At 43.1% G+C, this 20,958-nt stretch carries 19 protein-coding genes; 5 read left to right on the plus strand and 14 right to left on the minus strand.

Features of this window, described 5'->3' with window-relative positions:
- Positions 1-87 precede the first annotated feature (87 nt).
- Entirely contained in the window at positions 88-1,005 is a 918-nt protein-coding gene (locus tag ACMXYP_RS12210; RefSeq protein WP_415881908.1) for a substrate-binding periplasmic protein, read from the minus strand.
- Between the two features lie 149 nt (positions 1,006-1,154).
- Complete coding sequence (locus tag ACMXYP_RS12215) at positions 1,155-2,894, minus strand: hypothetical protein (RefSeq protein ID WP_415881909.1); 1,740 nt, start codon at positions 2,892-2,894, stop codon at positions 1,155-1,157.
- 168 nt (positions 2,895-3,062) lie between these two features.
- Here ACMXYP_RS12215 and ACMXYP_RS12220 point away from each other — a divergent pair, with 168 nt between their 5' ends.
- Both ACMXYP_RS12220 and ACMXYP_RS12225 read left to right on the plus strand, forming a co-directional pair.
- Complete coding sequence (locus tag ACMXYP_RS12220; protein ID WP_415881910.1) at positions 3,063-3,764, plus strand: VWA domain-containing protein; 702 nt, start codon at positions 3,063-3,065, stop codon at positions 3,762-3,764.
- A gap of 50 nt (positions 3,765-3,814) precedes the next feature.
- The gene (locus ACMXYP_RS12225; RefSeq protein WP_415881911.1) at positions 3,815-4,546 is read left to right on the plus strand and encodes a DnaJ domain-containing protein; all 732 of its coding nucleotides are present in this window, start codon (positions 3,815-3,817) and stop codon (positions 4,544-4,546) included.
- On the opposite strand, the gene ACMXYP_RS12230 is transcribed toward ACMXYP_RS12225, so the two are convergent.
- The gene (locus ACMXYP_RS12230) at positions 4,536-5,429 is read right to left on the minus strand and encodes a hypothetical protein (protein WP_415881912.1); all 894 of its coding nucleotides are present in this window, start codon (positions 5,427-5,429) and stop codon (positions 4,536-4,538) included. The genes ACMXYP_RS12225 and ACMXYP_RS12230 overlap by 11 nt on opposite strands.
- 178 nt (positions 5,430-5,607) lie before the next feature.
- Here ACMXYP_RS12230 and ACMXYP_RS12235 point away from each other — a divergent pair, with 178 nt between their 5' ends.
- Complete coding sequence (locus ACMXYP_RS12235; protein ID WP_415881913.1) at positions 5,608-6,201, plus strand: TetR/AcrR family transcriptional regulator; 594 nt, start codon at positions 5,608-5,610, stop codon at positions 6,199-6,201.
- A gap of 66 nt (positions 6,202-6,267) precedes the next feature.
- Here ACMXYP_RS12235 and ACMXYP_RS12240 read toward each other — a convergent pair whose 3' ends face one another.
- Positions 6,268-7,080 (minus strand): formylglycine-generating enzyme family protein, encoded by an 813-nt coding sequence (locus ACMXYP_RS12240; protein ID WP_415881914.1) that lies wholly within the window; start codon positions 7,078-7,080, stop codon positions 6,268-6,270.
- 200 nt (positions 7,081-7,280) lie between these two features.
- On the opposite strand from ACMXYP_RS12240, the gene ACMXYP_RS12245 reads away from it, so the two are divergent.
- Entirely contained in the window at positions 7,281-7,943 is a 663-nt protein-coding gene (locus ACMXYP_RS12245; protein ID WP_415881915.1) for a putative 2OG-Fe(II) oxygenase, read from the plus strand.
- On the opposite strand, the gene ACMXYP_RS12250 is transcribed toward ACMXYP_RS12245, so the two are convergent.
- The 8 genes from ACMXYP_RS12250 to ACMXYP_RS12285 form a co-directional block, all read right to left on the minus strand.
- A complete protein-coding gene (locus ACMXYP_RS12250) occupies positions 7,940-9,133 on the minus strand; it encodes a glycosyltransferase (RefSeq protein ID WP_415881916.1) in 1,194 nt (397 codons plus the stop codon). The genes ACMXYP_RS12245 and ACMXYP_RS12250 overlap by 4 nt on opposite strands.
- 110 nt (positions 9,134-9,243) lie before the next feature.
- Positions 9,244-9,540 carry an HlyU family transcriptional regulator gene (locus ACMXYP_RS12255; RefSeq protein ID WP_415881917.1) on the minus strand — a complete coding sequence of 99 codons (297 nt, stop codon included), beginning with the start codon at positions 9,538-9,540 and terminating at the stop codon, positions 9,244-9,246.
- Between the two features lie 30 nt (positions 9,541-9,570).
- Entirely contained in the window at positions 9,571-10,434 is an 864-nt protein-coding gene (locus ACMXYP_RS12260; protein WP_415881918.1) for an aminotransferase class IV, read from the minus strand.
- A 102-nt stretch (positions 10,435-10,536) separates the two neighbouring features.
- Entirely contained in the window at positions 10,537-11,391 is an 855-nt protein-coding gene (locus ACMXYP_RS12265; RefSeq protein ID WP_415881919.1) for a DUF4392 domain-containing protein, read from the minus strand.
- 33 nt (positions 11,392-11,424) lie between these two features.
- Positions 11,425-12,369, minus strand: a complete 945-nt coding sequence (locus ACMXYP_RS12270; RefSeq protein ID WP_415881920.1) for a biotin-dependent carboxyltransferase family protein — start codon at positions 12,367-12,369, stop codon at positions 11,425-11,427.
- The gene (gene pxpB / locus ACMXYP_RS12275) at positions 12,366-13,043 is read right to left on the minus strand and encodes a 5-oxoprolinase subunit PxpB (protein ID WP_415881921.1); all 678 of its coding nucleotides are present in this window, start codon (positions 13,041-13,043) and stop codon (positions 12,366-12,368) included. The genes ACMXYP_RS12270 and pxpB overlap by 4 nt, the downstream gene beginning before the upstream one ends.
- Positions 13,040-13,774, minus strand: coding sequence for a 5-oxoprolinase subunit PxpA (locus ACMXYP_RS12280; RefSeq protein WP_415881922.1), 735 nt, complete (start codon positions 13,772-13,774; stop codon positions 13,040-13,042). Before ACMXYP_RS12280 ends, pxpB begins: the two co-directional genes overlap by 4 nt.
- 40 nt (positions 13,775-13,814) lie before the next feature.
- Complete coding sequence (locus ACMXYP_RS12285) at positions 13,815-14,603, minus strand: putative hydro-lyase (RefSeq protein ID WP_415881923.1); 789 nt, start codon at positions 14,601-14,603, stop codon at positions 13,815-13,817.
- A 300-nt stretch (positions 14,604-14,903) separates the two neighbouring features.
- Here ACMXYP_RS12285 and ACMXYP_RS12290 point away from each other — a divergent pair, with 300 nt between their 5' ends.
- Entirely contained in the window at positions 14,904-16,496 is a 1,593-nt protein-coding gene (locus ACMXYP_RS12290; RefSeq protein ID WP_415881924.1) for a GAF and HD-GYP domain-containing protein, read from the plus strand.
- Positions 16,497-16,500: 4 nt separating this feature from the next.
- Here the strand turns inward: ACMXYP_RS12290 and ACMXYP_RS12295 are convergent, their stop codons facing one another.
- On the minus strand, positions 16,501-18,693 hold the full coding sequence (locus ACMXYP_RS12295) for a CHASE2 domain-containing protein (protein ID WP_415881925.1): 2,193 nt from the start codon (positions 18,691-18,693) through the stop codon (positions 16,501-16,503).
- A 3-nt stretch (positions 18,694-18,696) separates the two neighbouring features.
- Positions 18,697-20,955 (minus strand): GspE/PulE family protein, encoded by a 2,259-nt coding sequence (locus tag ACMXYP_RS12300; RefSeq protein ID WP_415881926.1) that lies wholly within the window; start codon positions 20,953-20,955, stop codon positions 18,697-18,699.
- Between the last annotated feature and the right edge of the window lie 3 nt (positions 20,956-20,958).

Consider the following 20,958-nt stretch of genomic DNA (forward strand, 5'->3'; position numbering starts at 1 on the left):
TCATCCCTGTATGAAAAAGATAAATACTACAGGGCTAAAGAGAAATAGAGAACGGTTTATCGAAATTCAGGCACTTTTCCCGACAACTTATTCTGCCGGAGCTCTAAGGTCATCCGGCCTCACCCAATAACGGCTATTAGTGATCGGCGTATCTCTAGGAAGTAAGGGATTACTTATCGCTATGAAATTTTTTTCACCCCACTGAGTTAATGGAAATAACTTCGACGTGATTGGATGATTCTCTAGTAGCTGGTCAAACTCTCCTGAATCAATGGCCCTTTCCAGCCCTAACTCCAATCGTTTCGCCAATTTGGTATTACCTTTACGAACAAAGAAATACATGGGAAATGGGTAATAAACAATCGAGTCAGAGAACAAACGTAGATTTGGATATTTATCACGTCGAGCCGTTAATTCAGGGCCTCCCTCATGAATTCCGCGAGGAAAAAAATCACAACGCCCGGCTGCTAGCTGGCCAAACATAAGTTCATAAATCGGCCCTCTTCTGACCTCAATACCCGCACTTTCCAAAATATCTGAATCCGGCCAATGCCTTCCTTGGCAAGCGGTATACTTTCTTAAATCCTCTAGGCTTCTTATTTCTTGGAAGTTAGATTTAGAATCTTCTCGTATAATACTAAGGCGATAACCTAGTAACCCCTTCAAAAGGGGAATTCGAATCGCTGTAAATTCTTCTTCTCGATCAATAGAGGTGCCTGCCCAATATACATCTATGATTTCTCCCCTTTTCAATTCATAAAAAGCTCGGCCTTGCTCCATTCTCACTACATGTGTCACCTTGCTTTGGCCGTACTCAGAAGAAGTGTTATCCAACATCAATTGCAGCAAGGAAACAAAATAATTATGGCTGACATCAAAATCAGATTGAGGTGGAATTGTACGTAATTCTGTGGACGCAAAGCTTGCGGAACAATAGAGATTTCCAATGGATATCGCAGCAATTATTAAAATCTGACTTAATAACTTTTGTAGAGATACCCGCATCCTACATAACTCTCTCAAAAATCAACTCAGTAAAACCCAAAGGTTTCACTTTAATGGTTTAAAACTAAGTCTAGCTGGATAAACAAAAAAAACCGCTTAGTAGAAGCTACTAAGCGGTTTTTAGTTAGATTAAAGCTAAAGGTTTGAAGCTACTTTTGAGAAGGTGCTTTAATATCCATCTCAGTATTCAATTCAATACCTTGAGACTGAAGATTCAACGCCAATTTAACTTTCATATCCATATTTTTAAGCGTTTCCATCTGCTCAGTTAGTTCTGGGTCAGCAGCCATTTCCATAACCGGTAGAAGCGGCGTAAGCATCTTTTTATAGTCCATTGAAAAATTCAACAAGCCATTACCCGAGATCTGTTCTGAACCCAATGTATCTGCCAGAGCCTGACCACTTTCTCCTGCGAAGATAACCAAGTGCTGGCCCTTCAACGCTAGCATAGGCTTCACGTTTACTTCAGGAGGCATCGGTACCATCGTAGATAGATCAATAGCAGTACCATCTTGAGGTAGCTGAATAGCCGCTAGAGGCGGAGCAAATGACTTCGCCATATCAAACAGCACTTTTGGATTATCAGCAGAGAGAGAAACAATACCCTGTAACGACTCTAGCTCTGGCGCAAAACCTTCTGTCTTCAAGCTGAAGTCCTGAATAGCAGCACCGATACCTTTGACACCTTGAGCCATACCCGTAAACATCGCTAAAGCTGCTGGGTTAGCCTGTTGAACACCCGCTTGCATCTCAGCTAATGGCGCACATTTGTAGGTAGGTTCTAGCATATTGCTCCAAATAGAAGACAAACCAGTACCTAGCTTGTTGGCATCAATACCTACACCCAAACCAAATACCTGTGCATCGTTTAGGTATGATGGGATATAACCTTGAAGAGAAGCTAACGCATCCATCACGACTTTATTCTTGCTTTCAACAACAGTTGAAACACGCATAAAGCTGCGTTCTGGTGTAATTTGAATATCATCAGCGCTACGCGCACCGATTACAGTACGTGGCCAATTAGCCGCAATTGCAGCCATTTCAGACTGACATTCAGGATTACGCACATCAGCCAAACCGTCAGGATCGCCTGACGCAGTCATCGCTTGAGTCAACATGCTAGCCAATGTATTACCGTTTTCAGTGGTAAAGGCTGTCACTAGCTGCTGATGATCGATATAAGAGATATAGTTATTTATAAAGCCGTGTTGCGTTGCAATCTGCTCGACTGTACCAGCCTGTTGAAGCGACTTTTCAGGTTCTGCTTGAGCTAAAGCAATATCAATTGTTTTAGCATCATTTACATGAGTATTGATGGTCCAAGTAGCCCAACCATCTTCAAAGGCTACAAGTACTTCGAACTTCTCGCCTTTTTCATTATTTTCTAACGTATAAGCACGGTATTGTAGATCGCCAGAACTGCGCAGTTCGTGTTTAAAACCACTGTCTTGTTCTGCCTTGTCTAACGCAGCCCATAAACCTTGGGCATCTGTTACTTCATAGCGAATGACTGGAATGAAACCCACTGCGTAGACATACATTCTTAATTCATCTGGTAAACCAAATGTTTTTTGAAATTCAGCAGGCGAGCCTGCGGCGTCAAAATAAGCTTTGATAAGGCTAGTGAAGAAACGTTTTTTCGGATCAGTTTCATCATCTAATGCATCTAGCAGTTCTTGAGGTGCTTTTGCCTGAAGAGAGCTCGTGGACTGAAGGTAGTTTTTAAGTGGAAACGGTTCTAGCTGACCAGAGAAGAAAACCGTGTCGGCAGGCACATATGCCAATGGGGATTTAGATGTGGCACTAATACCACCATCTTGTTGGGTTAGGATGTAGCCAACTGCACCGGCTGCTACAACTGCACCGGCTATAATGACATTACGCACCTTACAAAACTCCTTTTATAAATTTTACTAGATCTTAACTGAACTGATTCAAACTGTCGTTAGTCTCAGAAGAAAATAGGAATAATTCTTACTAAGGATTAGGCCAAGCTAATAATATAAAGAATTTTTGTATTAAATTTATTATTTGACCGTAAAATCAGCATGCAAATGAAGAAAGATAAAGACCTAACAACACTCTCTTCTAGAAAAGAACTGGATGAATTTATTCAGCTCGCCAACGAACTCGTACCTGCCAATGCTAACGCTCAGGGTCGTATTTTGTTTGCATTAGATGCAACAGCCAGCCGCCAAGCCACATGGGATCATGCCTGCCATCTGCAAAATCAGATGTTTTCAGCCACCAGCGAAGTCGGAAACCTTGCCGTTATGCTTTGTTACTTTCGGGGTTATCAAGAGTTCCAGCATAGTAAATGGCTTAACCAGCCTACTCAGCTTAGACAGATTATGGAGAATGTCTCTTGTGCTGCTGGTCATACCCAAATACAGAAGGTACTTCAGTTAGGTATAAACGAAACTCGAAAACAAGAGGTCAAAGCTATCATCTATATCGGTGATAGCCAGGAGGAAAGTACCGACAAGCTAACTTCTCTCGCAGGCCAACTTGGGTTGCTTAAAACCCCAGTTTTCATTTTCCAGGAAGGTTCTGACTGTCGAGCAAGGCAGGCTTTCACTGCCATCGCTCATCTATCAGGCGGTGCTTATCACCACTTCGATCATCATAGCTCTGAATTGTTAAAGCAACTTTTAATTGCCGTTGCGATTTATGCCAGCCAAGGTAAACCAGCATTTCAACACTATATTGAAAATAAAGGGCAAGCAGCCAAACATCTACTTGAACAGTTACGGTAAAATAAACAACTTAGTTATTACGATTTTTTAGGCATCAGTAAAGGTAAATTGTGAATCCAATTAGTTTAGTAGTTTTAGCCGGATTAGGTTTTCTGGTGTTCTTTTGGCTGAAGACACTTACACCAGCAAAGCGAACGCGCGCAATCATCGCTATTGTTTTAGTCATCATCTCTTTATTTGTGCTGTTAATGGCTCTGACCGGTAGGCTTCATTGGATTGCAGCCGTAGCAGCGGGCTTACTCCCTTTTGCACGCAGACTTTTTCCACTCTTTATTCGTTTCCTTCCTTTCTTTAATTATTTGTATAAAAAACGTCAGAACCAAGCAAGCTCGGGCAACGTTTCGAAAGTGGAAACAAAGATTCTGTCGATGCGTTTAGATCATGATTCTGGCGTGATGTATGGCACGGTAAAACAAGGACCACTACAGGGTAGAGAACTGGGGGAGTTAAGCGAACAAGAATTTATTCAATTACTTCAGTACTGTCGTCAACATGATGGGGAATCTACACGCTTATTAACAACGTATTTAGATAAGCGTTTTGGCGATAGTTGGCGCGAAGACGATATCCCGAATAACGATAGTGCTAACAATCACTCTCATCATGGGACGATGAGCCGCCAAGAAGCTTTCGATATTTTAGGTATTTCACCTAATAGCAGTAAGGAAGAAATTATCGCCGCACATCGTAAATTGATGCAGAAAATGCACCCAGACCGCGGCGGTAGCGATTATCTTGCAGCACAGATAAATCAGGCCAAAGATGTTCTGATTAACGATTAAATTTTCGATAGAGACGTTCGGGGCCGGCTCTTTCTAATCGGAACCCCGAATGTCCAAACGTAGGACTATATCCCTTTAACAACAAACCGCCCTTTTTATCTTTCTCAAATATTAGAATTTCATTATCTTCGCGACCGTCAATATCCACAAAATGAATAACAACTCGGCCATTTTTCATCAATTGCCAGGACCCCGTTTGAACGATTAACGGCTGACGATTACGATAATCTTGAGTTAAAACCGCTTGCTGATCGCTCGATAACTCTAAAGAGATATAACGCCCTTGTGACCTTAATCCAGGTAGCTCGACCCCATATAAGCCAGGTAGTGTTCTGAGATCCAACTTTCCTTGCCTAGCACAGCCTTCAAAGACAGTACCATTCAACACCATTTGAGCGGTATATTCGTATTCAATTCCATAACGATCTTTACAATGTAAATGATCGACTTTTAATGTCAGGCTGTGACGTTTTATACCCTTTAACTCGCTATCCCACTCGATACTGCTGCCTAATTGAATAGGGTCGTTTAACGGGAAAATAAGCTGTTTCAGGCGATCAAACCTCTTAACATGTATGCCATCATCACGGACATCCGCTATCCATAAGGGACGGTCACCTGCAGCACGGTATTCATTGCCTGATAGTTCATAATTACAGGTTGATTGATTACCACCTATCAGATGTACCTGATAAACCTCCCACGGCTCGCCAGGCGCTATATGTGATCCACTCATCTCTGCATAAAAAGCAGGCTCCATGGAATTATCCAATTTCCGCTCTAATCGACCGGTATGATCATTAATCAACTCGCGTTTATTAACATAACATGGCTTAAAACTGAGCCCTTGATCAGTTATGTTCACTACACCACGTCGGAACAACGGACCTTCCTCAGAACTGAATTCTGAAGGTTTTTTCTGACAAGCCGTTAGCGTAGCGACCGTAAAAAAAACTGCAAAAAAAGGGAGAAATGAGAAGTATTTACCGGTTATCATATTAACTATTGCGAGATGCGGTTTGAATAATGATAATAAGACAATAGAACAAGGAGGGCAAAATATGGCTAGGCCAGCAGAGTTTGATCGTACTGATGTCTTAGAGAAAGCAATGAATGTTTTCTGGAGAACAGGTTACAGCGCTACATCAGTAACCGATCTCGTGAATGCGACCAAACTAAAACCGGGATCACTATACGGTGCATTTCAAAGCAAACGTGGTTTGTTTTTAGAAGTTATAGATACCTATGCTGCGCGCAGTCTAAATCGCGTTTCTAGCGTGATGGAAGATGCTGAAACACCGCTGAAGGGAATCGAACAATTTTTTAAATGCTTCTGTGACGATCTAGTACATGACCGTCTTGGCAAAGGCTGCCTGATGGTCAATACCATGCTAGAACTTGCTACAGAAGATGATGAGATCAGAGAACGTGTAGGAGGCTACCTAAGTCAGGTTGAGACCTACTTTACCAATGCCCTGACTCAAGCTCAGGAACAAGGTTTGCTGGATAAACAACAGTCTCCTGAAGATCTCGCAACATACCTAATGACAAATATTTGGGGGCTTCGCGTTTTAAGTAGCAAGCGTCCAGACCAGTCTAAATATGATGCAGTCATCACAAATATGCTAAAGGCACTTCACAGCCCGTGCCATTAGTACTGGCTTGCAATTAAATAAAAAAGCACCGATTAATGGTGCTTTTTTATTTGTATAAACCTACGCTTATTTCACATCATAAGCACAACGAAAACCGATCGATCCATAAACGCTTCTGCCACTTACCGGCGGTTTCACATTTCGGAATGAACTACGCAAATAAGCTTTATTCTCATCCCAAGAGCCACCACGAACCACCCGTTGACGTCCCTGATCTGGACCAATCAGATCTCCATTCGCATAGCGTTCAAGGCCGTTTTTAGCGTACCAGTTCATCGTCCATTCACCGGCATTACCATGCATATCATGTAAGCCATAAGCGTTTTCAGCGTGACTACCTATTGGCCAAGTACGATCTTCACCGCAACCATCAGGTTCATTAGGGACCGATCCCATTGTTTTTCCGTCATCAAGAATGGCTTGTTTACAACTTACTTCTTGGCCCCACGGGTAGCGCGTAAGCGTATTGGCCCGCGCTGCTTTTTCCCATTCTGCTTCAAAAGGTAAACGGCCGCCTTTAGCTCGACAGAAATCTAAAGCCTGCTGCCAATCTACACAGTTAATCGGGTGATTACCTCGCCCCTCTGCACCCAAATTACAATACTGGTTTCGTTTATGGTCTTTTGGCCGTTGGCAATTCCCTGCCTCAATACATACTTGATACTCAGCAACTGTTACTTCATGTTTATCAATCAAGAAAGCTGGCACGTCAACAGCTATGCCCCCTGAGATACCTTCATCACTTTCACAGTCATTATCTCCCTGTGAACAACCCATCTGAAACTTACCTGCATCAATCTGGATTTTACTGGATTCGGCGAATACGCCAGAAGTAAAACCACTGAGCAACAATGCTACACAACACACGCTCTTATTCATGCCCTTTCCCCTGCTTATATACATTCTTATCCTTATCAAGCGACAAAGGTATCTAACCTTCTAAAGGTAGAGCATAAATAAGCACGATAGTTTCATCATGATCGCAAATTATGTTGAGGCACTAACTTTGAGAAACATTAATATGATTCCTCAATAACTCGATATGATAGACTCAAGCTTACTAATACGGGGAAGAGCTAATGCCAGAGAAACAACGAACGCGACGCTTACGAAAGTACGAAGCAGACCCAAAATGCTCTATTTCAGCCCCTTCGAATGAGACAATGCAACTGTTATCACCATTCGGCCCCTTAATAGCAAAAACCAAGCTTCCTTCAGAACTGATCGAAAAGATAAATCTATTTGCTGACCAGCATATTTCCGAAACGGACAGTACTGAATTTATGCTTCCTGAAGAAATCGTTTTTGGTGGAGCGCCTTCACTTGCCGATATTGTCGGCAGATTAATTAACAATTATGTTAAGGAAGCAGAAGGTAGTCAGTTAGATAGAGCAATCTACGAAGTCTTTTGGATCGTCAGCCAATATCAAAACACACCTAGCCCTGTGCATTTCCATTCCGGTGATATTTCTGGCGTGCTGTTCTTAAAAGTCCCTGATGAGATAGACCCTAGCCAAGAAGAAAGAAACTATATCTCTGGTCGCAAAGCGGGATATCTGAATTTTATCGAAGGTAATAAGCAGCGTTTTTCTAAGTCACTCTTAAGTGTCAAACCTGAGGTAGGTGATTTTTACCTTTTCCCTGGATGGTTACTCCATGGCGCTGAACCCTTTATTGGTGAAGGGGAGCGGCGCTCCATGGCATTTAATGCGACACTCAAAGTAAAATACACTACCACTTAATCTAATAACTCAACAATCCTCTCAATCATCTGATCAGGGGAACTTAATTGTTGCTCCCCTTCGTAACGGGCAGCTACTTTTTGCGCATTTAATGTGTACTCTTTCTCATCCAATAAGCGTTTAATCATTTTTTTGATTATCTGAGGAGAAAAGTTTCCTCCAGCACTTAACCCGGCCCCCAAAGCCTTTACCTTAGAAGCATTCATACGCTGCTCCATATGCGTAGGTAATAGCATTAATGGCTTTCCAGCAATCAAGCTTTCACTAATCAGCCCTTTACCGGCATGACTAATAACGAGATCTGCACTATTTAATTGCTGTTGAGTATCAAGAGGTTCAACACTCATTTGCAAACCTTTACGACGGTAAGTTTCTACTAATCGTGCTGGAGCATCGGCACAATAACACACCACATCCTGCCTAATTTCTGCTAAAGCTTCTAAGGTTTCAATTACACCACTTTGGCCAATTCTGAGATACGCAAAAATACGCTTACCATTGAGATTACGCCAAGGTAGATACGCATTAGTTTCGGACTTATTATCTAAATCTAGATATAAACTTTTTTCAGGGTTCCTTTTATACTGATCTAACTCGGGAAGCGTTGTTATCAAAGACAAGTCATTTTGATAAAGATCTGATAGAAATTTGACCCTAGGGTAATCCAACTCAGCACAAATAAAATTGGTTACCTCAACTATGCGGGCTTCCATCGTTTTAGTCATCCTCGGTGCTTCTTTCAGATCAGTGCGCATCATTTCACAGGGAATACCTGGCTCTAATTCAGCAAAACCGCTTCCAATAATCACTTTCGGGCAAGTCAATCCTCTCGCAGCCAATAACGCAGTCGGCGCATAATCAAAAATCAATAAATCAGGTTGAGTTATCTGAAAAATTCCATGCCAGCTTCTAACAATCCCGCGAAGGACTTTTGGACCTTGAAAGCCACGCGTTTGAAGAATACATGGTAACGAAACAGTAGGCTGCTTTTTTGCAGGTGGCGTTTTAAAACTGGGTGCCGGCAGTACCAAAAGAGATTCTGGTAGATTAACCACATCCAGATTTGTTGGATCATTAAGAACTAATGCCAGATTATGCCCAAGAGCTTCTAATCGATTGATGATAATTGCTAAGCGAGATAGATGCCCTAAGCCCGCGCCTAATTCCCATGCGACAACAATATTTGCCATTTTTTTCCTTATTTCCAAATGGGGTAAGAGTAAAATCCCACTCTGCCGACACGCCGACTTTGGCATTAACCATTAACACCCCAGCGCTTAAGAGCTTTTAGAACAGAGGCTTACTCTGAACCTAAACTTCCAAAAATCGTATCACCCTGCTGATCGATCATACACTTTGCTTTACGCACCATTTCATCCGCGCATTGATTTTCATCCATCAAAACATCTGCACGGATAAAGCGATGAGACTGTTCGTCCTTCTCAATCAAACCATTGACTCTATACCCTGCATCTTCTGATATCGGCATAGGTTTGATGATATAGCCGTTGTACTCCACCTCGATAAAACTGCTCGTCACTTCTGGCTCTGTTTTATTAGATGTGAACAACTCGCTGATTTTTTTAATCAGAGACATTTAAATAACCTTTGAAAAAATAATTACGTATCAATATGAAAATTTTGCTGCGGTATAAATGGAGAATGCCTTTTCCCAGATTTCACCTACTTTACCATTACCTACAGGATGGCCATCAAGTTGTGTTACCGGAGCAATCTCTTTAGAAGAGCTGGTGATCCATAATTCATCTGCAGAACGCACCTCATCCATCGTAATAGTTCGCTCCTCAACGGGAATCGAGCCGTCTGCCGTTAGGCTATCAATAATAATCCGGCGGGTAATCCCCGGCAGAATCTGATTATCTAACTTAGGCGTCAGTACAACACCATCTTTGACGATAAAGACATTACAAGCACTGCCTTCAGTAAGTTCATGATCGGCGTTATATAACAAAGTTTCGTCACTTCCAGCAGAATAACCCTGCTGAAAGTGGATAACATTCCCAAGTAACGCGGTTGATTTGATGTGACAGCGCTGCCATCTTAGATCTTCAGTACTGACCAGACTATATTGAGTCACTTTATCTCGATCGACTGGTTCAGGGTCTTTGATTGGGAAGGTATAGACAAAAATAGTCGGTTCTACACCCTCTGGATAGGCATGATATCTCTTGTCGTCAGTACCTCTAGAGACATGCACATATACCCCTAAGTTTTCGGCTTGATCACTGTTTTTCTCGATTAGATCGTTCAGCAAATTACGCCATTGTTCAGCGGTGAGCGAGCAGTGAATTTCGATCTCTGCCAAGCCATTTAACATACGTTGGATATGCAAACCTAAACCAACCGATTGTCCCTGATAGTAAGGTATCACTTCGTAGATACCATCACCGAAGAGGAAACCGCGGTCTAAGGGCGAAATACGTGCTTCTGACAACGGTAGGAAATCACCATTAAGGTATGCAATGCTCATAGAGATATCCCTCCTACTAGATGGGGGCAGTGTAAAATCAACCGACACCCAAAACTTCATGCTTAGTAGACAATTACTTGTTAAAAACCAATTGAGGAGATTTTACTCTGACCCCAAACGCACCAAACGCATAATTTGCCTTAAATCATTAATCACGCTTTGACCTTCAGATGCCGGCAAACCATCTTCAGTTAACTCATTTTCTCTTGTCACACCGTCGACGCTGCCTAATTTGGAAAGATAGCGAAGTATTTCCAAGGGCTGTATATCGGCAAAGAAATCTCGATGGTTCCAAAAACTTAGAAAAGCAATAATGCCGTACGCTCCCCAATTAGATACATCTGTAATCAGTAGCTCATCTACTTCGGTAACGGATGCCTTTATATCGAGATTTTTAAGCGCATCTTTGACATTACCCATACCGATTTCATTGCCACCATCACCTATGCCGATGGTTGGGCATTTAGCATTCAGAATAAAAGTATCAAAACAGGCAGTACGAGCGCTGATGTTTTCACCACGCATATTATAATAACGGCCATCTTCAGCCTGTCCTGGACGCTCAATAGAAATCACAGCTTCGGGGTTGTATTGGTACAACGCTTGGAAGGCTTCTAATGTGCGCTCTTTATGCTCGCCCACACGAATTTCATGAACTCTATAATCAGGCATCAGCGCCTGAGATACCGGCGGGCCACATACAATAACTGGGGTCGCGCCAATCACTTCTAAGACTTTGTACAGCGCGATCGCCCCTACCGGTCCATCCGTTTCAAAAGTATCCACAACGGGGAAACCAGTTCCAATCAATACATGTCCTCTGCATCGATTAAGTATCCGAGCTGCACGCAGGTAATAGCCTGATTCCAACACGGGTTGGATCGTTTGCATGCCACGCAAATTTCTAGCAACCAATAGATCTTCGATCTGCTTACTTATAGTGGTTTCATGTGGCATAACGGCACCTATACAACTAATACTTGTGGATCGCTAATTCACTTTATCTGGCTCGGTTCGTTCAAATTTTTTCTGCGTTAATGATTGAATATTGTGCGCGTCATCAATCGTTATCTGCTCAAACGAGACTTTGGCACCCGGCATCATTTGCGCCATTTTTGCGGTATCTAATGAGAGCATAGAGCCAATCTTTGGATAACCCCCAATGGTTTGTCGATCATTTAGTAAAACGATCGGTTGTCCGTCTGCCGGGATCTGTATGGCACCATGGCAGATTCCCTCCGATAAAATCCCATCTACCGACGCTTTAACTTCAGGACCTGATAATCGATAACCCATTCGGTCGGCACGATCAGTAACTGCATACTCGCTACTGAAAAATATGCGCTTATCGTGTTCGCTAAAAAGATGCTGTTGATAACCGCAGATAACCCGCAAGCAGGCATATTCATCGTATTGTGGTCGATGATGCTCCGCTAGACGATAGGCTTTAGCCTCGTTTACTTCTGTACAGTATAGAAAATCATCTTGTTGAAGCTTGCCGCCATCTATACCGCCGACACCTTCTCTCATAACGGTCGCGCTACTGGAGAAATTATGCTCTATCTGAAACCCGCCACTCACAGCTAAATAAGCTCTCGCACCTTTGGTTGCGAAGCCTAACTCGATCCGATCCCCTTGCTGGATTTTCTGGGCATGCCAACACTCCCTTTCCAATCCATTAACCTTAAACGGGATATCTGCTCCGGTCACAACCATGTAAGTATCAACATGGGATTCCAACACCAATCCGCCAACACTGACTTCTAGTAGAGAGTTTTTTAGGTCATTGCCTAATAAACGATTAGCCCATTTAAAGGCCTGCGCATCTAGCGGCCCACCGGTCGTTAAACCAATACGATGGTGACCAAAACGGCCTGCATCTTGAATAAGTGTTAACAGGCCTGGCTGTAATACTTTAAAACCCATTTCGCTCATAACTGCCCGCCTAACGCGAGATATTCGTCTCGGGTAATTGGCTTAAACGTCACTCTATCCCCAACCTTAACCGGCATATTCGGCGTTTTGTCCGGGGTAAACATTTCAGTTGGACACAAACCAATCAAGTTCCAACCACCTGGAGATTCAGCTGGATACACGGCGGTCTGCCGATCAGCGATAGCTACGGCGCCTTTAGGTACTTTTTGTCTGGGTGTGGATAAACGCGGTGCTGCGATTCTAGGATCTACCTCTCCTAAATAGGCAAACCCAGGGGCAAAACCTATGGCATAAACTCTGTACTCTTGTTGGCTATGAATCTGAATAACTTCATCCACTTCCAAATTCGCATTTTGAGCCAACATCTCTAGATCAGGACCCGATTCCGGACTGTAATAAACGGGTAAGGAAACTAGATCGCCCTCCTGTTGTTCAGCTTGATCGAGCTGAGTGAGTAACTCACGGAGGTGTTTTTTTATTTCCAGATGATCACAGGAAAACAGATCGTAGATCACTAACAAAGACGCATAGGAAGGAACGAGATCGATGAGCTTATCGGCCAACTCTATCTCTAAAACAGAAACTGCATGCTGTACTTTGGCAGAGGTTTCTGGGGTGGCCTTATCACCAAAATAGATGATCAGCGCATTCTCCCCTGCTACTTCTATTCTCATGACCGGATTAACTCTCGGATCTCTTGGATTGCATTAACACCATCCATATTATCCCCATGTACACACAACGTATCGGCCTGTAGTTTAAGTTGATGGCCGTTTACGGTTGTGACAGTGCCACTCTCTTTGAGCTGGCGAACTTGAGCCAACATTTTCTCTTTGCTGTGTACCGCGCCTGGCAGTGAGCGTGATAAGAGTTTGCCATCATCGGCGTAACAACGATCTGCAAATATTTCAAACCACAATTCGATACCTATCTGTTTTGCTTCTTCCCGATGCTGTACCACCTGTGGAGTACTTTGTAACATCAACCTTAAAGGTTTGTGGTAAGCCGCTATAGCTCGCATAACATCTTGTCGAATTGAAGTATCCGCCATCATGTCGTTATACATAGCACCATGAGGTTTTACGTAGCTAAGACCTAGCCCCATACTGGCTGCCATCCCATCTAATGCAGAAATCTGATAAAGCAGCATCGATGTCAGTTCATCAGCGCTCACTTTTAGACTACGTCGGCCAAAGCCAACAAGATCAGGATATCCCGGGTGCGCACCAATCATGACGCCGTTTTGTTTGGCAAGCACCAATGTTTTCTGCATTACCAACGGATCGCCTGCATGAAAACCACAAGCAATGTTTGCCTGATCAATATGCGGCATCACCGCTTCATCTAGTCCCATTTTCCATGAACCGAAGCTTTCACCTAGATCACAATTTAGCTTTAAACTCATTCAGTATTCCTTAAATCAAAACCTTCAATCACACCTTAGATCAGAATATAGCAAGGCGGCTATTGGCTAGGTCTGTCACAATCATATGGCCTGGGCTGTGAGTAATACAAAACGAAGGCTTAGCCTGTTCTATTGCCACTTGAGGCGTTACCCCACAGGCCCAAAAAACGGGCAGCTCGCCCTCTTTAATTGTGACCGCATCGCCAAAATCAGGTTTGTCGATATCTTCAATACCGATCTCTGTAGGATCGCCCAAATGCAATGGCGCGCCATGGACAGAAGGGAAACGGCTACAAATCTGAATAGCTCGTATCACATCTGCCGCCTTCATTGGCCGCATACTGACAACCGTATCGCCACTAAAACAGCCTGCGGGCTTACAAGGGATATTGGTTCGATACATAGGGACGTTAACCCCTTCAGAAATATTTCGGATCTCTAAACCATCCGCCAATAGCGCTTCTTCGAATGAAAAGGAGCAACCTAGAACAAAGGTGACCAAATCATCTCGCCACAATGCAGATACATCTGGCAGTTCTTTAATTAACTCACCATCCCGATAGACTCGATACTTCGGAATATCGGTACAAATATTTAGATCTTCCCCTAGACTCGGCAGCATAAATCTACCCGGTCTTTCAGACATACCAATCAGGGGACAAGGCTTAGGATTTAACTGACAAAACTGTAAAAAATCACCGGCATAATCTTTAGGCAAAATAACCAAATTACCTTGTACAAACCCCGCCGCCACTCCGGAGGTATTACCTTGAAACTCACCTCGACGAATCATCTGGCGTATCTGCAATGGTGATTTATCTGAATACATAATTGATCCTACTTGCTACTAAGAAACCTTTGAAAAAGCTCTATACGACTCAGGCTAGTTACATACCAAGTTTAGTCATAGCGTCATATCAGGATGGTACGTTTGAACCATTTATCTAAGTATGTACCCGATATAGAAATAAAGTCACTATTGGACTGATTTAAAAGTAATTTGCTGTTCTTAATGAAAGGTCTTACTTCTATTTAGTGCTAAGATGATCAAATAGATAACCAATCTTTTAACACTATGTCGCATTCTAAAACCATTTAGATGCATTTTGGATTTTATATTGGAACCTCTATGAGTTACCTAGACACTCAGGAAGTCGTTAAACAATTAGCCGATCTAACAGGCGCTTTAACATCTGAGAAAGATCACTCAAAACTGTTAGATCGTATTATTTTGGGGTGTATGTACCTAACCAATGCGGATGGGGGAACGCTATATACACTCAATGAAGATAATGAAAACGAGCTAAAATTTTCTGTTCTTCATAACCGTTCTTTAGGCATTCATCAAAAGCCTCGCGACCTCCCTGCGGTAGAGATCCACAATGCTCAACAACAAGCCTCCAAACTGGTTGTGGTTCAAACCTTCGTCCAGAGGGAAACCATCAACATCCCCGATGTATATGACTGCGACGACTATGATTTTTCAGGAACACGTAAGTTCGATAAGCAACTAAATTACCGTTCAAAATCCTTTTTATGTGTGCCTTTACAAGACCATGAAGGGGAAATAATCGGTGTATTGCAGTTACTTAATGCTATGGACAATGATGGCAACATCATTGCCTTCCCAGATACCCAACAGCATTTAGTCGAATCTTTGGCGTCACTTGCAGCTGCAGTATTAACTAAACGCCGCTTAATCGATGCTCAAAGAATGTTATTTGAGTCATTCATTAAATTGATTGGCCGTGCAATAGACCATAAGTCACCCGTTACAGGTAAGCATTGTGAACAAGTACCAGAAATAGCCATGTTAATTGCTTCAGCAGTTAACAACGCAACTGATGGAACGTTTGCTGATCTTAGCTTTAATGACCTAGAGATGTACGAGTTGCGGATCGCAGCATGGCTTCACGATTGCGGCAAGATTACCACGCCTGAATACATCATTGATAAAGCAACAAAACTACACACAATGTTTGATCGGATAGATCTGGTTGAATCCCGTTTTCGAGAATACAAACAACATTTGCAAATTGAGTTACTGCAACAACAGATGCAACTATCAACTGAAGAATATGCATCTGCTGAGCAAAAGCTGACCGCTCAACTACAACAGCTAGATATCGATTTCGATTTTATTCGTAAATCTAATACTGGCTCTGAGTTTATGGCTCCTGAAGACAAAGCACGAGTGGTCAGTATCAGTGAGATAAGCTGGATTGATAGTGAAGGCAACGCACGCCATCTACTCTCTAAAGATGAAGTGGATAACTTATGTATCAGTAAAGGCACATTAACCGATGACGAACGTCAAGTGATGCGCGATCACATAAAAGTTTCGATCGACATGCTGGAATCCCTGAAATATCCCAAACAACTATCCGAAGTTCCTGAAATTGCCTGTAACCACCATGAGCATATGGATGGCAGCGGTTATCCTAGAGGGATCACAGCAGAAGATTTATCAACACGTGCGCGAATTATGTGTATCGCTGATATTTTTGAAGCACTGACTTCACCTGATCGCCCTTACAAGAAAGGCATGCTGCTATCGCAAGCAATGACTATCTTGGGTCGGATGGTGGAAGATAATCATCTGGATGCAGATCTATTCAAGCTGTTTGTCGAAAGCGGTACATATTTAGAATATGCTCAATCGCATATGACACCACGTCAGATCGATGAGTTTGATCCAACATCCCTACCCGGCTTAAATTAATCGTTTATTTGCTGGTGTGGCTATAAACGCCACGCCAGTCAGCAGTTGGCGGAACATCTTTGAATTCGGCAATACGGTGAAGATAGATTCGTGTCATCTTGTCATCAGGGTGATCTAAAAGGAATTGCCCAAATCGTTCTTCTGCCAAAACCCACTCTTTTTGAACATAGGCCGCTATCGCTGAAGAAAAGAGTTCGATACTAGATTTCTGTTGAGTAGTGCACGCTTCACGCAAACAGATAGGTTCATAGATATCTACAGGCTCACTACGACCTTTAACCTGTACGCGATCCAGCTTCCGATAACTATACTCCGGCACCAGAGATACTACTTCTCCACTAACTAAAAGTGGTGTTCCATAATATTTGGTCAGCCCTTCCAGCCTTGAGGCAAGGTTTACTGCATCCCCCATCACGGTATAAGCCATACGGAAACTCGATCCCATATTACCCACATTCATTGGACCACTATTAATTCCCATACCTACGTCAACGGTCGGTAAGCCCTCTTGTTCAAGCTGCTTATTCAATTCAGGTAGAGCATCCAGCATCTTCATCGCCGAATTCAATGCATTACGGGCATGATTCTCATCTTTCAGTGGCGCGCCCCAAAAGGCCATCACCGCATCGCCTATATATTTATCCACAGTCCCACGTTGTTCATGGATAATTTGAGTCATACCGGTAAGGTAAATATTCATCAAACGGGTCAACTGTTGTGGATTAAGCTGCTCAGACAAACTTGTAAAACCACGAACATCAGAGAAGAACACACTCATCTCGCGGTTTTCACCACTCAACTGTACGCTTTGATCTTGTTCGCTTAATTCCTCCACTACTTCTGGCGGTATATATTGACCGAATTGAGTTGCCAATTGAGCGATATTACGCGCTTCGAAAAAGTAACCTGTGGTTTGCTGAAAAAGATAAAGCACTGATACCAGAATTAAGGTGTAACCCAATGGGATCACCCAGAACATCTGTTGCCATGCATATAAATTTGCACCCACCAACAGAGCAACCCACACCAATGTGAATAAGGTCGAGGTTAAAACCGAAACACGTGGAATGATTAACGACAACAATAAACCACTCACAATCAACTGAATCAACTCAACCCCTAAGGTGTAATCAGGCTGATGCTGAATGCGTTCGTCTAACATGCCCGACAGAATATTTGCGTGTACTTCTACACCCGAGTATCGGTTACTCATCGGCGTTACTCGCAGATCCAACAGGCCAGCAGCGCTGGTGCCGACAAGGATGATCGCGCCTTCCAACTGTTCTGCATCGGCCGCACCACGAATGACATCGGTTGCAGAGATATATGGGAAACTGCCTTGAGGGCCTCGATAAGGCACTAATACCGCACCATGTTGATCTACTGGAATACGTACCCCAGCTGCATCCACAGCTACTAATGCATCTTGCTTGCCAGTGACATCCGATTCAATAACCGACGTCACAGATTCTTCTCCAAACAAGGCCAAAAGCATAGAAAGAGCCAGAGAGGGATAATAATTCTCTTCATAGCGCTGAATCACAGGTACACGGCGATAAACACCATCGGAATCTACCATGGGATTATCAAAGAAGCCGTTCCAAACACTGACACTATGGAGTTCATTCAGACTGGAGATTATTCCACTCGCTTCAGGGATAGGTAACCGATCTAAACGCTCATCATCGCTAATCACCGGACTACCGGGATGGCCTATCTGTAGTTTTTTTAAACTTCGGTCAAATAGATAGCCTAATACGACAGGGCGATCGGCAATCGCTTTCGAAAAAATTGCGTCAGAATTTAATTTTTCTATAAGCTGATCTAGAGTTTTCCCTTCTGATTCTAATGCTAGTTGTTTAAGTGCAGATAGATCGACACTCTGATCTGCCTCTGAGAAAACCATATCAAAGCCAACAATAGCGACCCCGTATTGGTCGAAAAGCTGATCCAACATCAGCGCAAGTTTGGCTCGGTTCCAAGGCCAGCGCCCCTCCGTTGCCAAGCTTTTCTCATCCACATCAACAATTACAATGCGCGGATCTTTTTCTTCGGATAAAAACTGCCTTAACCGCAGATCGTAAAGGTCATACTCAAAACGCTCTAACAGCTCAAGACGGTCGCCCTGAATCACAGGGATCAACATCACAAAAGTCAGTATCAAGCCTAAAACAGTGCGTATCCAACGTTGTTTCATCGTTTACTCTGCCGTCACTCTACGCAATTGATCGAAATCGATGTCGCCCTTAAGTACCTTCTGTATTCCATCCTGCAACAAGCTACGCATACCATCTGAGATCGCTTGTTCACGTATTTCACCTATTGTGGCCCCTTGATAGATCTTTTCTTTCATCTCTGGGGTCGAAATCAATAGTTCGTGTATACCTGTACGCCCTCGATAACCGGTATGGTTACATTCCTCACAACCTACCGCTTTATAGAGCTTAACCTTATCTCCCATAATAAGTTCACCTGCTTGCTCACCATAACGACGTAGCAAAAAAGCAATCTCATCATTTGAGGCTTTATAAGCCTTACGACAACTAGGGCATAGTGTTCTTACCAAACGCTGTGCCAACACACCTAACAGAGCGTCCGAAAAGCTAACTGGATCTATGCCTAAATCCAGCAAACGCGTAATGGTTTCAGGAGCAGAATTGGTATGCAGTGTTGATAATACTAGATGACCTGTCAGGGAGGCCTCTACAGCCGCATGAGCCGTTTCCTGATCTCGCATCTCACCAATCAGAATGATATCAGGATCGGCGCGTAAAAATGCTCGCAATGCTGCGGCAAAGGTGAAGCCGGTTTTAGGTTGAACCTGCACCTGTTGCAAGCCTGGCTGCGTAATCTCAACAGGATCTTCTGCTGTCCAGATTTTCTTCTCCGGCGTGTTTAAGGTAGCGAGCAATGCATGCAGGGTAGTCGTTTTACCTGAACCTGTAGGACCAACCACCAACAAAATACCGTGTGGATTTTCTAGTAACTCTTTGACGCCATCCTGAATTGGCTTAACAAAATTAAGTTGATCAAAAGCAACGGGCTCACCACTTTGCAACAAACGCATGACCACGCCTTCACCGTTTACAGTAGGAATAGTCGCTACGCGGACTTCCAATGAGTGACCTTGCAAACGCACCGCAAATTTACCATCTTGAGGTAGACGTTTTTCGGCTATATCTAGGCGCGAAATAATCTTGATGCGCGATACAGTGGCTTTAGCATGGGTCGCGGGTATCTGAATAATATCTTGGCAAACACCATCTATACGCATACGTACGTTGGTCGGTGTTCTGCCTTTGCCCGGTTCAATATGGATATCCGATGCTCTAAGGCGCTTCGCATCCAGCAATACTCGGTTCACCAAGCGGACAACAGTTGAGTCTTCTTCTGAGACTTCATCGTTTTCAGCAACTGTCTCGTCAATATCCATATCAGAGCTATCATCTAGTTCATCAAGAATAGTGCTGAGATTTGCGCTGTCCTGTTGCCCCCCTCCAGTCACTACGCCTAGATACTGATGAATATCATCCAGCAAACCGACGCATATATGAGCATCTCGTTGGCCTACGACATTTTTAATTTCAATCAGGCGCTTAGTGTCATTAGGATCATCAATTAAAATTAGGACCGTGTCACTATTCTGCTCAGATAGCAGAACAAGGTTACTATTACGTAGATAAGCTTTATTTACCTTTTCACATAAGGGATGAAGAAAGTACTTTTCTGGGTTGTAAGCTATAAAAGGGACTTGATAAAAGCACTCTAATGACTGACCAATCTGCTGGCTGGTTAGTCTGGCATTATCCCTTAACAATCTAGTGAGCGGCGTTCTAGCATCAGCTTTCTTCTCGAGCTGATCAAAAACCTTCTGCTCAATTAGATTCTGCTCTAAAAGGTATTCAAACGGTGTTTCTGTACAACCAAAATCATAACGGAATTTTTGCCCAAGCAGCTCAGCGAATTGCCGTCCCCTTTTTAGATCGATCGCCGAAAAGGCTTTACCATCTTGCCGGTTTATTATTTGGATAACACCGAGTAATACATCTTGGTAAAGAATAGGAAGCACCAGCATAGAGCGACTGGTAAATTCGATATCCTTTTCAAAGGAAGCGTTGAAACGTAAGGATGGATGTATTTTTTCAAGCTCTTTCGAGTCTCGTACATCCTTGATTGTTATTGCTTTTTTACTTAGCGCCACAAAACCTGCGATAGATGACGCTGTAATAGGCACACGAATTTCGGTTAAATCTTCACCCGTTTTAAAACGAGATACAATATCCTTGCTCGAGCGATTTCGTTGGTATACGGTGATACGCTGAGCATTAAACAAAGCAAGTAATGTCTTTTCGACTAGAGGATAAGCTTCTTCAAAACTCTTAGCCTGATGAATCTTACTCAGCACTTTCGTTAAACGAGAATAAAACTGCTGTGTATCCTTTTCTATCGCTTTTGTCATGCT

It is taken from the genome of Neptuniibacter sp. QD34_54 (assembly GCF_047778055.1).
Classification (GTDB): domain Bacteria; phylum Pseudomonadota; class Gammaproteobacteria; order Pseudomonadales; family Balneatricaceae; genus Neptuniibacter.